The 15,374-nt window shown below is 48.4% G+C and carries 16 protein-coding genes and 2 tRNA genes; 5 read left to right on the forward strand and 13 right to left on the reverse strand.

The genetic code is table 11. From position 1 onward, the window contains the following. Positions 1–2 precede the first annotated feature (2 nt). The 10 genes from cdaA to metK form a co-directional block, all read right to left on the reverse strand. Positions 3–851, reverse strand: a complete 849-nt coding sequence (cdaA, locus tag FSU_RS00140; protein ID WP_014544895.1) for a diadenylate cyclase CdaA — start codon at positions 849–851, stop codon at positions 3–5. Beyond that, positions 838–1,677: a dihydropteroate synthase gene (gene folP / locus FSU_RS00145; protein WP_244263676.1), complete on the reverse strand. Its 840-nt coding sequence runs from the start codon at positions 1,675–1,677 to the stop codon at positions 838–840. The genes cdaA and folP overlap by 14 nt, the downstream gene beginning before the upstream one ends. Before the next feature lie 84 nt (positions 1,678–1,761). After that, positions 1,762–3,852 carry an ATP-dependent zinc metalloprotease FtsH gene (ftsH, locus tag FSU_RS00150; RefSeq protein ID WP_015732411.1) on the reverse strand — a complete coding sequence of 697 codons (2,091 nt, stop codon included), beginning with the start codon at positions 3,850–3,852 and terminating at the stop codon, positions 1,762–1,764. Then, positions 3,839–5,020 (reverse strand): tRNA lysidine(34) synthetase TilS, encoded by a 1,182-nt coding sequence (gene tilS / locus FSU_RS00155; RefSeq protein WP_014544898.1) that lies wholly within the window; start codon positions 5,018–5,020, stop codon positions 3,839–3,841. Before tilS ends, ftsH begins: the two co-directional genes overlap by 14 nt. Positions 5,021–5,128: 108 nt before the next feature. Next, positions 5,129–6,145, reverse strand: coding sequence for a hypothetical protein (locus FSU_RS00160; RefSeq protein WP_014544899.1), 1,017 nt, complete (start codon positions 6,143–6,145; stop codon positions 5,129–5,131). A 265-nt stretch (positions 6,146–6,410) separates the two neighbouring features. Further along, a complete protein-coding gene (locus FSU_RS00165; protein WP_014544900.1) occupies positions 6,411–7,274 on the reverse strand; it encodes a nucleotidyl transferase AbiEii/AbiGii toxin family protein in 864 nt (287 codons plus the stop codon). 2 nt (positions 7,275–7,276) lie between these two features. Further along, a complete protein-coding gene (locus FSU_RS00170; RefSeq protein ID WP_244263677.1) occupies positions 7,277–7,777 on the reverse strand; it encodes a type IV toxin-antitoxin system AbiEi family antitoxin domain-containing protein in 501 nt (166 codons plus the stop codon). A gap of 152 nt (positions 7,778–7,929) precedes the next feature. Further along, on the reverse strand, positions 7,930–8,082 hold the full coding sequence (locus FSU_RS16380) for a hypothetical protein (protein WP_014544902.1): 153 nt from the start codon (positions 8,080–8,082) through the stop codon (positions 7,930–7,932). A gap of 62 nt (positions 8,083–8,144) precedes the next feature. Then, entirely contained in the window at positions 8,145–8,699 is a 555-nt protein-coding gene (locus FSU_RS00175) for a hypothetical protein (protein WP_014544903.1), read from the reverse strand. Positions 8,700–8,792: 93 nt separating this feature from the next. Continuing rightward, positions 8,793–10,001: a methionine adenosyltransferase gene (gene metK / locus FSU_RS00180; protein ID WP_014544905.1), complete on the reverse strand. Its 1,209-nt coding sequence runs from the start codon at positions 9,999–10,001 to the stop codon at positions 8,793–8,795. Between the two features lie 235 nt (positions 10,002–10,236). Here metK and FSU_RS00185 point away from each other — a divergent pair, with 235 nt between their 5' ends. The 5 genes from FSU_RS00185 to FSU_RS00205 all read left to right on the forward strand — a co-directional run bounded on the left by FSU_RS00185 (position 10,237) and on the right by FSU_RS00205 (position 14,785). Beyond that, positions 10,237–11,001 carry a Nif3-like dinuclear metal center hexameric protein gene (locus FSU_RS00185; protein WP_014544906.1) on the forward strand — a complete coding sequence of 255 codons (765 nt, stop codon included), beginning with the start codon at positions 10,237–10,239 and terminating at the stop codon, positions 10,999–11,001. A gap of 175 nt (positions 11,002–11,176) precedes the next feature. After that, the gene (locus FSU_RS00190; protein WP_014544907.1) at positions 11,177–12,097 is read left to right on the forward strand and encodes a M23 family metallopeptidase; all 921 of its coding nucleotides are present in this window, start codon (positions 11,177–11,179) and stop codon (positions 12,095–12,097) included. Positions 12,098–12,147: 50 nt separating this feature from the next. Continuing rightward, the gene (locus tag FSU_RS00195) at positions 12,148–13,356 is read left to right on the forward strand and encodes a lamin tail domain-containing protein (protein ID WP_014544908.1); all 1,209 of its coding nucleotides are present in this window, start codon (positions 12,148–12,150) and stop codon (positions 13,354–13,356) included. Positions 13,357–13,396: 40 nt separating this feature from the next. Continuing rightward, positions 13,397–14,119 (forward strand): hypothetical protein, encoded by a 723-nt coding sequence (locus FSU_RS00200; RefSeq protein WP_244263678.1) that lies wholly within the window; start codon positions 13,397–13,399, stop codon positions 14,117–14,119. A gap of 9 nt (positions 14,120–14,128) precedes the next feature. Next, entirely contained in the window at positions 14,129–14,785 is a 657-nt protein-coding gene (locus FSU_RS00205; protein WP_014544910.1) for a hypothetical protein, read from the forward strand. A 123-nt stretch (positions 14,786–14,908) separates the two neighbouring features. Here FSU_RS00205 and FSU_RS00210 read toward each other — a convergent pair. From FSU_RS00210 to FSU_RS00220, 3 genes are all read right to left on the reverse strand, one after another. Then, a tRNA-Asp gene (locus tag FSU_RS00210) sits at positions 14,909–14,984 on the reverse strand. A 25-nt stretch (positions 14,985–15,009) separates the two neighbouring features. Continuing rightward, a tRNA-Val gene (locus FSU_RS00215) sits at positions 15,010–15,084 on the reverse strand. A gap of 6 nt (positions 15,085–15,090) precedes the next feature. Beyond that, positions 15,091–15,282 (reverse strand): hypothetical protein, encoded by a 192-nt coding sequence (locus FSU_RS00220; RefSeq protein ID WP_015732413.1) that lies wholly within the window; start codon positions 15,280–15,282, stop codon positions 15,091–15,093. Between the last annotated feature and the right edge of the window lie 92 nt (positions 15,283–15,374).

The raw sequence follows: 15,374 nt of genomic DNA on the forward strand, positions 1-15,374 counted from the left end.
AGTTACACCTTGTTTTCGACTGCTTCGTTTTCACCTTCGGCTTGATCTTCTTCAATCACTTCGTTGAAGAGGTCGTGCCAGTGGCGGAAAATTTCTGCTTTAAGTTCTTTCGGGGTGAGGCCGCGTCTCAGGTTGTTTCTGTAAGCGGTAGAAATTTTACCTGTTTCTTCGGAGACGATGATGATGAGGGCATCACTTTCGGCAGCGAGAGCTTTAGCGGCGCGGTGGCGCATACCGTAGCCTGCATCGCCTTCGGCGTTACCGGTCGGCATTGGCAAAATACAGCCTGCGGCGACAATCGACTTGCAGTTGAGAATCACAGCGCCGTCGTGCAAAGCGGAGTTCGGGAAGAACAAAGCGCGTAAAAGTCTGGAGCTGATTCGTGCGTCGAGGTATTCACCTGTATCTGCGTAATTCTTGAGGCCCACGCGCTTTTCAAGCACGATGAGCGCACCGGTTTTTGTCTTTGCCAAATCCTGAACGGCCGTGCAAATTTTCTGGGCGATGTCATCGAGACCGCTTGCGTGGAAGAGGATGTTTCTCAAGTCCACTTTACTCACGCTCTGACCGATTCGCGTAAGGGCGCTTCGAATTTCGGGCTGGAACAAAATCACGATGGCGATAATACCGAGCGTAGCGAGGTTACTGAGCATCCATACAAGCGTATGGAGTTCCCACCACTGCGCAATGAGCCATGCGAGAATGAGCAAAAAGCCGCCGAAAATCATCTGTGCTGCACGCGTCCCGCGGAACAGCAAAAAGATGTAATACAGAATGACTGATATGAGGAGAACGTCCAGAATGTCAGCCATACGAACATCGATGATGCCGAATAACTTAAACAGCGTCATGGGACTTCAAAGCCTCCAAATATAAAAGTGATTCTTTTGCTTCGCGAACATCGTGAACGCGGATAACGCTTGCACCGCCAAGGGCAGCGATAATGTCTGCGGTCACGGTCGGGATAAGTCTATCGCTTGTTTCAAGTCCAGGCATCTTTCCGATGTAGGACTTTCTCGACGTGCCGATCAAAACGGGGTAGCCGTCCTTGAGCATCACGTCCACGGACTTCATCAAGTCTATGTTGTCTTGAACCGTTTTCCCAAAACCGATACCCGGATCAATGCAAATGCGTTCTTTTTCGACACCGGCGTCAAGGAGCTTCTTCACCTGAGCCAAGAGTTCTTCCTGAACTTCCTGCACCACGTTTGTGTACGGCTTGAAGTCCTGCTGCATCGTTCCGAAGTTCCCGCGCATGTGGTTCAGCACCACGCTTGCCTTTGTGCTTGCAACGGTCTCGATCATCTTCGGGTCCATCATGCAGGCGCTGATGTCGTTGATGATGTGCGCACCGAGCTTCATGCATTCTTCGGCGACTTTAGCCTTGACCGTATCGACCGAGATGTAGAACTTGCGGAATCCCGGATTGTCTAGGTCTTCCGAAATGGTTGCTGTCTGTGCGAGTGCTTCTACGACGGGGCATACGCGGTCGAGTTCTTCTTGAAGGCTCACGGGAGCGCTTCCCGGACGGCTGCTTTCTCCGCCGATATCGAGAATCACAGCACCTTGTTCCACCAACGAAATAGCGTGCTCGTAAGCGGCTTCGGGCGTGTTATGCTTGCCTCCATCAAAGAAACTGTCCGGGGTAACATTCACGATACCCATGACAAGCGGCATCCTCGAAGCTGGAATGATGTCGTTTCCAATTTTCCAAGAGATTGCACGATTAGATTCTAATAGAGAGCGGAGCATTGAGCGACCTTATTCGTTTCCTTTCACAGAATTTGTAGCGGTTTCGTTGCCTGCTGCAGGGGCCGGCTGGACGTCGGCAATCGGAGCTACCGGCGGTTGGTCACCCGGGTCAGGCGGCGGAGTGTTTTCTTCTTCGCGCTTCTTTGCGAGTTCTTCCATGGCCTTGTACTGGCGGCTCTTCTTTGTACCGGTGAGCTTTTCGCCAGCCATGACCTTGTCGATTTCTTCGCGGTCAAGCACTTCAAATTCAAACAGCGCTTCGGCGAGGTCGGTGAGCTTGTCCTTGTTTTCTTCAAGGAGTTCCCTTGCCTTGTTGTCCATGCGCTTGATCAAGTTGTTGATGGCGTTGTCGATTTTTTCCGCCATCATTTCGGACATTTCCTTCGGCTTACTGATTTCGCGTCCGAGGAACACTTCGCCATCGGCGCGGCTGTAGCAGACCGGTCCGATTTCTTCGTCGAAGCCCCATTCCGTCACCATCTTGCGTGCAAGTTCTGTAGCGCGCTGGATGTCGTTACTTGCACCCGTGCTCTGGTGGTTGAAGAAAATGAGTTCGGCGAGACGGCCGGACATCATGATCATGATGCGTTCTTCGGCGTATTCGCGGCTGTAGCTCACCTGGTCGCGTTCGGGCAAACTCATGGTCACACCGAGAGCGCGTCCGCGAGGGATAATCGTAATTTTGTGGAGCGGGTCGGAGTGCTTGCAGAGAAGCGTCATGAGGGCATGGCCTGCTTCATGGTAAGCGGTGTGGCGCTTTTCTTCGTCGGTCATGAGGAGCGTGCGGCGTTCAGCACCCATGCTGAGCTTGTCGCGGGCTTCTTCAAAGTCGAGCATCGTTACTTTCTTGTTGTTGAACCTTGCGGCGAGGAGCGCTGCTTCGTTCACCAAGTTTTCGAGGTCTGCACCGGCAAGTCCCGGAGTTCCCTTAGCGACTGCCTTCACGTCGACATCATCGCCAAGAGGAACCTTGCGCTTCTTCAAGTGAACCTTCAAGATTTCTTCACGACCCTTGAGGTCGGGGAGACCCACCACAATCTGGCGGTCAAAGCGGCCCGGACGGAGGAGTGCCTTGTCGAGCACATCCGGACGGTTCGTGGCGGCAATCAAAATCACGCCTTCGTTAGCGGTAAAGCCGTCCATTTCCACGAGCAACTGGTTCAAAGTCTGTTCACGTTCATCGTGACCGCCACCGAGACCTGCACCACGCTGACGACCCACAGCATCGATTTCGTCGATGAACAAAATACACGGAGCGTTCTTCTTGCCGGTTTCAAACAAGTCACGCACGCGGGATGCACCCACGCCAACGAACATTTCCACGAAGTCCGAACCCGACATGCTAAAGAACGGCACGCCTGCTTCGCCTGCAACTGCGCGGGCGAGGAGCGTCTTACCCGTACCCGGAGGGCCAACGAGCAAAGCACCCTTCGGGATGCGGCCACCGAGCTTGTCGTACTTCTTCGGGTCCTTCAAAAATTCAACGAGTTCCTGCAAGTCCTGCTTGGCTTCGTCGCAACCTGCAACGTCGTTGAACGTCGTCTTCTTCTGCGAGTTCAGCTGGCGCACCTGGCTCTTGCCGAACGAGAACGGGCTCTTACCGCCACCGCCCATCTGACGGCTCATCATGATATAGAAGAACGCAATCAGCAAAATGGCTGGCAAGAATGCAACGAGAGTATCAATCCAGGTGGTCGATTCGTGAATGACCTTGACCTTCACGCCCTTGAAAGCTTCCCAAGTCGAAATCTGCTCGTTCGAAATATCGAGCATGTGGCTCTTGAAATGCTTGTTCTTCGTGTCGGTACTGTTGCGGGTGAACCTAGCAAGTGCGCTTTGGCTCTTTTTTGCCTCGGCGATTTCTTCCGGGGACATCTCGTAAGCGCCTTCGATAATCACGCCATCGGGAGTCTTCTGGAGCGTTAGTTCAGTAATGATCTTGGTTGAATCGCCCATCATGGCTAAAAATTCGGTGCGGGTAATATCCTTGCTGGAATCTTTCCCGGTCATGGGGAACATGACGAAAAGCATGAGGAGCATGATGAGAACAATGATAAAATTCTTGTTCTTAAACGGAGCTGGCTTCTTAGGTTGATTCATTATAATCCTTTTCTTTCTTCTCGCAAGATACAAATTTTGCGGCTGAAAGCGCGTCCTTGAACTCGCAAATCCAGACAGTATGCGCTATTTTGACGACGGAACGTCGGCGATAAACCGCCCGAACCGGGATTTTCACGTGGGCAGGCTCCTTAGGACCGTAGAAAAAGCCAATCGGGAACCGAAAACCCTTTTCCGTGAGCCACAACCGGAACATTTCGGACAGATCTGCATCCGCGTATTCGCGTAGAATTTTATTGAGTTTTTTCTTGTCTAATGAGACGAAAGACGAGAGACGAGAGACGAGAGACGCGTCATCCTGAGGCGAAGCCGAAGTAAGCGGGAATCCCCTTGTGTCATCCTGAGCGAAGCCGAAGGATCTAGAGCACTTTGCCATCACTTTCGCGTACGCTCTGTCCGCAAGCCCCGCAATCTTGCAAAGCTGTTGGATTGCCCCCGGACATTCTCGTTCCAGATTCGGCAAAAACTCGTGCCTAATTTTGTTGCGTGCGAATTTTACATCCGCATTGCTTTCGTCCTCGCACCAGCTTAAACCATTCTCGCGAGCATAGGTGAGGAGTTCTTTGCGAGTGACGTTCAGGAACGGCCGGTAAAGAAAGACGAGAGACGAAAGACGAGAGACGAGAGACGTGTCATCCTGAATTATTCTTACTTCTTGAATCCCGCGGAGCCCGGCAAGCGTTGTCCCGCGCTTGAGACGCATATACATTGTCTCCGCCTGATCCCCTGCATGATGCGCAGTCACGATAGCTATCGTGACGCCCCCTTCTTCAATGTCATCCCGGACTCCGTTCCGGGATCGCCATTTTTTATTCAGAGCAATCTCGACTAGCGCTTTATATCTTGCGTCTCGTGCATTCTCTTCAAGCGAACCTTCTGCATTTTTCAGCGCTTCACCATCTAGCTTCTTCAAGAAAAAAGGAACGTCATGCGACTTCGCAAATTCTTCTACAAATTTTGCGTCTCTGTCTGCCGTTCCTTCGCGTAGCCCGTGATGCACATGCGCAATACCCAGCCATTCAATACCAAGCGCGGCGCTGTTCTCGATAAAATAATGCGCCAAGCAAATAGAATCCAAACCGCCCGAAACTGCAAGCAGCAGGCGCTTAAAACCATGATGGCGAATGTTTTCAACTAAATTGAGCGACAACCCGATAGACCTTCTAATAAAGACAAAAGAGAACTGTCTTTTGAAACAGTTCTCCTTTTAAATTAGAATTTTACGATTATTCTGTTTTTACACTCTAAACTATTTCCCTTAATTCTTGGCGTACTGGCTCAGCAATTGTTTTGTTTCTTCTGTAGGAAGTCCTTTTGTGCATTCGTAGAATTCGTTATTGTTGTCAATTTTGAAACCTTCTACAGGACCTTCTTCATAGTAGAATTGCTCTTCGCTTTTATCGCGGTCGCTCAGCAAAAATTCTGCACTTTCTTCTTTGCACAATTTCTCGTTGATGAATCCCAATCTTTGTGTGTTTGTGCAAGTCTTTCCATTGCTAGACATTGTTGTAATGTAGTTCATTCCTGATGCATCAAATTTAGGTGCAGAGACAACTTCAAAGAGTTGGTTGCCGATAGAGAATGATTGCTTTAATAATTCTTTGGGTTCCTTTGTTATCGTTTTTTCAACAAGCAGTTGCTTGATGATAGCGTCGCCAATATCATAACCAAAATTGCGATCCAAAATGGCTCCGATGTTGATATCATTTTGTTCTAAATTTTCCGTATCAACGGTCGTTGTGATATAAACGGAGTCTTTGGTAATCTTCATGGTTCTTGCGATTCCGCTCATACCACCAATGAATTTTGAACACTTGATATCAGTTTCTCCGAGTTGTCTTTTGCAACCGGTGACTTTCCACGTTCCGTAAATATCATTGTGGTCATTGCTCAGCGACAACGTTTCATAGTTACGGTATAAGTCAAGAAACTCTTGTTCGTCCGGATTGTCTGAAACCTGCTTTTCGGCTGGCCCCATCCAAAGTGAATCACCGACAATCTTGTAAGAACCCGGATCCAATGATTCTGGATATTCTTCCCAAGCAAACGTTTTTGTATCGGGGTGGTAATTGCAAACGTATGTTCCTTGGTAAACACGTCCCGTTGTTTCATCGTACTTAATCGGGATGACATAAGTGTATCCTTCACCGAAATCAACATTTGTTTGAGCTGATGGATTTGTATTTTGTGTATTGTTGAGACCCGATGTCGGATTGTCATCGCTACAAGCAACGAACATGAACATGCCAAATAAAACTGCGTAAGCCTTTTTCATATTAGAACCCTTCTTTATTTAACGATAATATATTAAATTTGTCTATTAAGGAGGCTGTCATGGCTAAAAATAAAGATAAAGTGTTCTGCAAGGTTGCTGAAACCGCCAAAGAAAGCGATATGATGCGCATGCGACGCATAGACGGCTCTCAAAATGGAGCCACGTTACGGACAAGAGTTATCCGAGACAAGACAAAGTACAACAGAAATTTGAAGCACAAGAAGTCCCTCGCAGACGCGGGGGATTTCCCTTTTTTATGGGGCGCTTACCCCTTCCATTCGTCTGTTAAGGCGCAGAAGAAATCAGTACTCCATAAGGCTAGCTTTGAGGAGTCGGCGATAAATGGTTGAACATCTCGCTTAGCTTCGTTGAAATCGACTGCGTGGAATCGTTCTTTTAATAGTATTTTCAATTTAGCAGTTGTTAAGATTTCTGTAGAATTCCAGTGTCCAGTCTGTTCCATGCGCCTTTGCAAGTGTGGTAGATTGACGCTAGTATTCTGAGAAACATACCATACGAAATCATAGAAATCGCGTCCTTTGACCCGGTTCTTCCAACCGCGACAAAGCAAAGCGTGGAGTTTCCCTGCAAAAAGTGAAGGCTTGTCGTAGAGCTTAACAGCAAAAGGTGAGGGCAAAAGTCGATACTTGTTTTCAAATGTCGCCAATTCAGGCGGATTTGTGTCCACCTCAAATTTGATTTTCAAGATTTCATTGCTTGGTATGGGCAATGGTGAATGCTTGGTTGGCATGATTTTCAGCAGGTGCTTTAGCGTGTTTCCCTTTAAGAATGCAGATTGTACTTGCGAATCGAGTGATTTAATCTTGCTTTCGACGATCATTTCCAAGCCGACTGCTTGGAGTTCTTGCTCAAGGATATCAAAATAATGTGGCAGTTCAAATTTTTCATCAACTTGGATTAACGAAAAATCCATATCTTCCGAGAAACGGTCTAGTCCATAGAAAATTCGGAGGGCTGTTCCTCCATAAAATGCGGCTTTTTCAAAAAAGCCGCCTCGCGAGAGTCCGCATAGAGCGACTTCCTGTGCAATTTCCTTGAGTGCGTTGCGGTAGTCAGATATGTTTTTGCAGTTGTATTTTGTGAGCATTGATTCTATTACACTTGCCATGTTTACCTCATTTTAGAAAGAATGTAAAGATTCTTCTTTTTGTATAAAAGTGCAATTTTGTGGATAAAATTAAAATCTAAGTTGTTGAAGTCCTCGTTTTCAATTCGCAAATTCTCAAATAAAAACGATTCCATAGCGCGCTTGCTAGTGATAGGACTTTCCTTGTAGAGTCTGTCGCAAAGCGCCTTTTCGCAAGTTGCCATAGCGTAGGGGCGGTCTTCTATATTCTCGATATTGACTCCGTTAGGGAATACTTCGGTCGGAATGTCGGAGTATGAAAACTCGCCGAAGGGTGTTTGGTATAGCTTGTTTTTGTTCTTTTGGAATGATGCTGACGTGTATAGGTTTACTCGTTCGGGAATGAGTCCGTGTCTGGATAGGGCGTATTCGAACGATAGGTATGAGGGCCCGTAAATGGCTCCGGCAAGGACTTCGCCAGGTGTGTTGCGGTCGGTTTCGTAAAGGCCTCGTATAATCTTGAAAATTTCTCCATGTAAAGTCATTTGCCGCAATTTCATTTGCGGTTGCTTGTACTCTTGACTCAGCGTTGAAAGGATTTCTGAGGCTGTCCTTATCACGATTTCCTCCAATAACTATAAAAATAATATAGTTACTGGAGAAAATCAATATATTTTTGAATGTATTTATGATAATTTTACCCTCCGCAGAACCATAGGCAACAGACAATCCCGACGATAATGAGGAAGGGGAGGATTTGTAGCAACAGCGTTATGGCGCAGGCGTCGCCTACACCTCCAAGCCCTAAAATGGCTAGAATTGCAAAAATGATAAGGAATGTCGTCAGCATAAAAACCTCATAACTATAATTTAATAGTTGAAAGTGTCATATACTGACAATTTGCGACTTTTTTAAAACGCCACGTCCATTTTTAATCCGGCTGCGGCCGCGAGGGGATCAACCGTCGGTGTCACGATGATTTTTGAGCCATCCTTGAGCTCTGTGCGCCTGCGTTTGTATATGTCGTAGGCGCGCTCGTACGAGGCGCGTTTGCTGTTTTCACCTGTGCCACAGATGATGTCGTGTAGGCTGAATGCTAGGCCGATTGAGCCTGCGACGATGAGGCCTACGCCCGCAATTTGTAATGTCTGCCTGTGGACTTCTGCCCATGAATTCTTGTCAATGTTTCCGTTATCACTAAATGCGACAATTGTGGTGAATACGCCGAATCCTAAAGTGATTCCGCTGATGATGCTTGTCGTGGTTGCGCGGCTGACCATATCCTTTTCGGATTGGATCAGGTTCTGGTAATAGCCGTCAAAGTCTACCTGCGTGAATTCTGCATGCTGGATGGCCTGCACTGAATCCTTGTAAAAATGCGTTTGTCCGTTATCTTCGGAGGCGGTTGCCTGCCCGAATCCGAGTGCGGCTGCGATAATCAAAAATGCAAATATTCGTTTGATCATATTTTCTCCTTGAATAAAATACAAAAACAGACCGCTTGAATGCGGTCTGCCTTGTAAAGTTTGTTTGCGATTTTGTCGCTGGCTTGCTTTTTTTTAGAAGTCGTATTCAGCAACAATTTCTGCTGCTTTCTTCAAAGCTTCGGCCTTGTCGGTCTTTTCCCACGTGAAGCGTGCGCCTGTACGGCCAAAGTGACCGAGGGCGGCGGTAGCAACGTAACCCGGCTTGCGGAGGTCAAGCATCTTTTCGATGCCTGCCGGAGAAAGGTCAAAGTTCTGTGCGACAATTTCTTCGATCTTGCGGTCGTCGATCTTGCCTGTGCCAAACGTGTTCACGAGCACGGAAACCGGCTTGGAGTAGCCGATAGCGTAGGCAAGCTGCACTTCGCAACGGTAGGCGAGGCCTGCTGCAACAATGTTCTTTGCCACGTAGCGGGCTGCGTAAGCTGCGCTGCGGTCCACCTTACTCGGGTCCTTGCCGCTGAATGCGCCACCACCATGGCGGCCCATGCCACCATAGGTATCAACGATGATCTTACGGCCAGTGAGGCCGCAGTCGCCGTGCGGGCCACCGACAACGAACTTGCCGGTCGGGTTCACGAGGTAACGGGTCTTCTTGTCCAAAAGCTTGGCCGGGATGACCTTCTTGATAAGCTTTTCGATGATTTCCTTTTCGATCTGGGAATGCTTGAGTTCCTTGCCGTTCACCTTTTCGTCGTGCTGGGTGGAGATGACGACGGTGTCAACGCGGACCGGCTTGTCATTTTCGTCGTATTCAACAGTGACCTGGGACTTGGCATCCGGGCGGAGCCACTTGATCTTGCCCTTTTCGCGGAGGTTCTGGATTTCTTCCATGAGCTTGTGGGCGAGGCTGATCGGGAGCGGCATGAGTTCCTTGGTTTCCTTGACGGCGTAACCGAACATCATACCCTGGTCGCCAGCACCCTGCTGGTCGTCCTTCTTGCCTTCGGCAGCCTTGGCGTCAACGCCCTGGGCGATATCCGGAGACTGCTTGTCCATAGCGACGAGCACAGCGCAGCCCTTGTAGTCGAACTGGAGGTCCGGGTTCACGTAGCCGATGTTCTTGATGGTGTTGCGAGCAACTTCCTGGAAATCAACAACAGCCTTGGTGGTAATTTCACCAGAGATAACGACGAGACCGGTGTTCACGAGAGTTTCGCAAGCGACACGGCTTTTCGGGTCCTGGGCGAGGCAGGCGTCGAGGATGGAGTCGGAGATCTGGTCGGCGACCTTGTCCGGGTGACCTTTAGAAACGGATTCAGAGGTAAAAAGATAATGTGCCATTTGGGGCTCCTATAATAATTCTTTCAATTTTCTTTCTATGCGTAAATTTAGTTAAATGCATAGATTGTGGCAACGACAATTTAATCCAATAAGGCTTTTTATACCCAAAATCGCACTTTTGTGTTGTAAATAAAAATTATGTATCTATATTTCCTATAGCTAACAATAGAAAGTTGGATGGTGGAGAGTTGATTCTGGCATGGTGCCGGGATGTTTTGCTTATCAAGGAGAATTTATGGATCTGCCTTTTATGACCGCATGGCTTGATGACCTGCTTGACCCGAAATCCTTTAATGATTATTGTGTGAATGGCCTTTGTGTCGAAGCTAATGACAAGGTGACCAGGATTGTGACGGGCGTGAGTCTTCGCGACCAGCTGATTGATGCCGCCATTGAAGAAAAGGCGGATTGCATCATCGTTCACCATCCGAATGGATTCTGGAAAGGCGAGTCCCAGCTCCCGGTAGGGAAATTTGCAGAACGTCTCCGCAAGCTGATGAATAATGGAATTTCCGTGTTCGGTTTCCATTTGCCGCTTGACGGACACCGAGAAATCGGTAACAATGCCGTGATTGCGAAACTTTTGGGCTTGAATCCAGTCCATGAGTTTGTTCATGTCGGCATGCGTGCCATTGGCGTGATTGCTGAATGGAATACTCCTGCAACGAGAGAAGAATTTGTAGACTGCCTGGATGCCGCTTTTGTCCATGGCGTACAGAACAAGTTCTTCCATGGTCCTGAAGAAATCAAGCGTGTCGCTATTTGTAGCGGCAGTTGCAGTGCTTCGGACATCAAGGAAGCCTTGGAAATGAACTGCGATGCTTATGTTACAGGGAGTATCAAGGAAGATATCCCTATTTTCTGCCAGGAAAACGGGGTGAATTTGGCTTCTTGCGGGCATCACAGAACGGAAATCTTTGGCGTGAGCGCACTTGCTGAAAAAATTCAGGCAGAACTCAGCATTCCGTCTAGATTTATTGATTTGGACAATCCCATTTAAGGGTAATGTCTAGCCTCCTAGCTGTTTGTAAACTTTTGTTATAAACAGCTTGAGGCGTGCTAAATGGCAGTTTGTTTATTACAAAAACCATATAAAATTCTATATATGGCTTGTAATAAAAAAATAGGGATAAATCCTTTGAAATATTCATGCCATTTATTTACATTATCCTCTGATGAATTTTGTTAAGGCATCCATACGCTTCCAGAAGTCGTCGCGGGCGTTGACCGTGAAGGTGCCTTCGTTTGTCTTGCGCGGTTCGCTTTTTGTGCGGATCGTCGTTGTTGTGGGATTTATCCTTTTCCTTGTACAGGTGCTTTCTACATCCGTTTATGACGGTGTCTTGAATCATGCCTTTTCAAGCCGCCAGAAGCTGAACAAGGAACTTTCGCAGATCCAGAATACGGTGGATTATATTTCTAGCACGTCCATGGATTTCTTCAAGGCCGAAAAGATGCTCCATGCCAAGCTTGGACTCCCGCTGCCGGACGAAGCATCTCGCAAGCTTTCGACGGGTGGTCATATTGAACCGAATGTTCAGCTTTTGCGCAAGAGTTCTCCGGTGTTTGAACGCACGGCTAAGATGCATGAAGACGTATGGCGCATCTTTGGACAGATCCAGAACAACGAAGAATCCTTTAATTCTCTGACTAAGTACATTGATCAGAGCCGTTCCGTTTTACGCTACATTCCGTCTATTTCACCTACGAATGGTCGCTATGCCTCCGCTTTCGGTCCGCGTATCCATCCGGTGACGGGTGAAATTGGCAAAATGCATCAGGGCATTGATATTTCCAACGATCGTTGGACTCCAATTTATGCCCCGGCAGATGGCGTGGTTGAGATTTCCCAGCTGAGTTCCTCTTTTGGGAATTTTGTAGTCCTGAATCATGGCAATGGTCTCAAGACCCGTTATGGGCATATGCAGATGTCGGCCGTGACTCCGGGCGAGTTTGTACATCGTTATCAGATTCTTGGCTATATGGGAAATACAGGTCGTTCTGTTGGTCCGCACCTCCATTATGAGGTCTGGAAAAACGGCGTCCCGGTAAACCCTCTTCCTTATATTCTCCCTAACGACTATGAAGTCGACTAATTCCCGCTAGCGTTTATACGCTTGGATGGGTGCGCCCAGGGGAGGGTGCAATGAATAATTATGGTGTCGTGCCGGCAATGTGCTTGGCGCTTTTTTCGTGGGCATTCGCATGCCCGGTGTTTACTGAATTCTATCCGGATCCGAAAGATGTTTCGGACCAGGAGGGTGAGTATGTCGAAATTCGCATGGACGATTTTCGGGCGGAATCGCTTTATGTGCAATTTGAATCCAAGTCGGTCATGGCGTTTGTATGGCCCGAGGCGGAGCGCTTTGTGCTTGTGCATGACTCGGCGCAATGCCTTGCTCGGGAGGCTGCTCAAGATGCGCCGCAGGCGGGTGTTGCGTGTGGCTCGCTTGGGAAAATCTCGCTGCCGAATTCGCGAGAGTCCGTTTGGAAACTTTGGGCGGGCTCGTGTATGGATTCTGTGACGGTGATGCAACCAAAGCCTGGGAAAGTCATTCAGCGAGTGGGGCTGACGGATAACTGGGAATTTGTCGAAGCTTCCAAGGCTGTGTTGGAATCTCAAGAGGCGTCGGATTCTCTATTGGAGGGCGTGATGGCGGGATTGTCGCCATTGCGGGTGACGGAGGTGCATCATTGCCCGGAAGAGCCGATGCCGGAATGGGTGGAGCTCTATAATTCGAGTGAGTATCCGCTCCCGCTAGAAGTGTTCCGCTTTTGCGATCGCGGCGGTGCGCTAGGGAAGGCGGGCGATTCAATTCAGCCGTATCAGGCGGTGCTTGTAAGCAAGGATACGTCGACTCTGCGTGCGGCTCTTAACATTCCCGATATACGGATGATTCAGGTGTCGCTTGGGTTCTTGAACAATACTGAGGGGACGCTGCGACTTTGCTTCCGTGATGAAACGATTGATAGCGTTTATTGGAACAAGGGAACGGTATCTTGCCCATCGGGATTTAATCCTCTGACGATGCGGCGGGAGTTTACGCCTGGGTATTTGCCTAAAAATGTGCGAAATGTGTCGTTGGCAGCAAAAGTTCCTGTTGAATACAAACTATCGTCCCGTGTTGTTTCGAAAAAGGGAGCTCCGCTTCGAGTAATTGTGGAATCAGAATACAACGTGGCGCTTTCGCTTCTGGATTCGGCGGGGCGGCGCGTGTGGAAAACTATAGTTTCGGCTATGTCGAATGAATGGGTGAAAGTCCCGGCGCAGGAATACCTTGGAATTGGTGCTGCATTTGTTTCTTTGTCTGTGGGGGAGTACGAGGATGTGGTCGGTATTCTTGTTCGCCCGTAATGTGTTTTGTGCGTGTTTGAGCGCTCGGCTCTGCAGTGGCTTGATTCTGCTTTTGGGTTTGCTGATGGTACCGCGAGCTTTGGCTATTGAGGGGCATGCTTCGTTTGCTTCGCTTTTGGCGGGAGGGCTTTCCCCTGTCGGGCTTGGCGGCTACCATTCAACTCCGGCGCGGTATGCAGTTCCATCGTACGGCGTTTCTTATTACTGGATGGACGATGTGGAGGAATCTTCATGGAATCTGTCGCTTGAATTTGGGAATGGAGCATACCGTGTGGGCGCCTTTATCGCTTATGAGTCAATGGATTCTTTGTACCGCAATTTGTATTCGGAGACGTCTCTTGCAAAAACATGGCCGCATTTTGCACTCGGCATGAGTTACGGACTCAATATGGAGTGGATACCTGGCGATGCTCTTTGGACGCGACATCGTTTCAAGTGGGCGGGAATCTTTAAATGGCATGAGGTCCATTTTGCGGGGATGCTTAGCGGGTTTATGGATGAGGGTGTTTCACCTGCTGTCGGTGTCCATTGGCTTTCTGATGAGGCTGTTTCTGCGTTTGCGGAAAGCGATTTTGATTATCTGTATGTGGGTGCAAGTTTTCGTTGGAAAATGGTGGAGCTGTGCTCGTCGTACAGGTTTCCGGACTTTGCTGTGGCGCTACAGATTTCGTTCAGCGGGGCGCATTATGGAGTCTCTTACGCACGGGGTTTTAAGCATAATTCAATAGGCTGGAATGGTGTTCATCTTAGGAAAATTATCTAAATTTGGGTCATGAAACGCATCGTCCTTCTTTTGCTTGCTTTGTCTGTATTTTGTGTTGCTAAACCTGCGGACGAGTCTACGGATGCGCAGGCCTTGTCCGAAGAAGAGTCTTTGCGTGATTCAACGATTACGGTGTACATCCATCCTTTGAACTTTATGGTGCCGTATTCGCACTTTTGGGGCGGTCTCAATGTTCCGAACGGCATTACGGACTATCCGCAGTTCTACCTGACACTGGAATGGAAACTGATGGAGAAGATTTCCTTGGTTACGGCTCCGCATTATGTACGCGTGGACCGTACCGAAGATGACAATGATGGTTACAAGATTTACGATATCGGCTTACAGGAAAGTTTCCGCTTGTATGGTGTTGGTGGCAAGCGCTGGCGCTATTTCCAGGCGGGGATGATTGTGGATCACCTAAATATCGATACGGAAAAGCATGGGGACTTTAACGGCTGGCTGTGGGGCTTTATGCTCAATGGCGGCGTGAAGAAGGTCTTGAACGATGGGGAAGGTTTCTTTGGGCGTTTTGCCGTGTCCCTTGATGCCGGATTCGGCTATGTCTGGACGAGTAAATTTGAAGCGGATCGTAAGAACGCCTTCTTTAAGATGGACAAGGGCCTTGTCATCGATATTAACGCCGCTATTGGATTCCAGATATAGACGAAAGAACGCCACTTTGTGGCTACAGAGTAGAGACGAGAGAAGCCTTGCTGTGCAAGGCTTTTGTCTTAGTGTAGCTCAATAAAAACGAAAAAGCACTTCTCATTGAGAAGTGCTTTTAAGCGGGATAGACGAGGCTTGAACTCGCAACCTCCGGCGTGACAGGCCGGTGCTCTAACCAAAATTGAGCTACCACCCCAAAATCGTTTCCGATTCTTCGGTAGTGGACGATAACGGATTCGAACCGCTGACATTCTGCTTGTAAGGCAGACGCTCTGAACCAGCTGAGCTAATCGTCCAAATGATTACTTGTCTTTGTCCTTGCCGCTGTAAAGGATTCCGAGAGGAATGATCACAACGTAAGCAATCGTCAAGATAATCGGTGCAACAGAAAGGCTTACCGGATTATCTGCAGGGCCTGTACCCAAGCAAATAAAACCAATAATGAGTAGTAAAATGCCAATACCGATAAGAATAAGATTCTTTTTGTTCAACATTTTCTACAACCTCGAGTTACGAGCCAAATATACAAATATTAAAAGTCTTGTCAACCGGAAACGGTGTTTTTCGCGAAAAAAAGTGAAAAACT

This window comes from Fibrobacter succinogenes subsp. succinogenes S85, from assembly GCF_000146505.1.
Taxonomy (GTDB): Bacteria; Fibrobacterota; Fibrobacteria; order Fibrobacterales; family Fibrobacteraceae; genus Fibrobacter; species Fibrobacter succinogenes.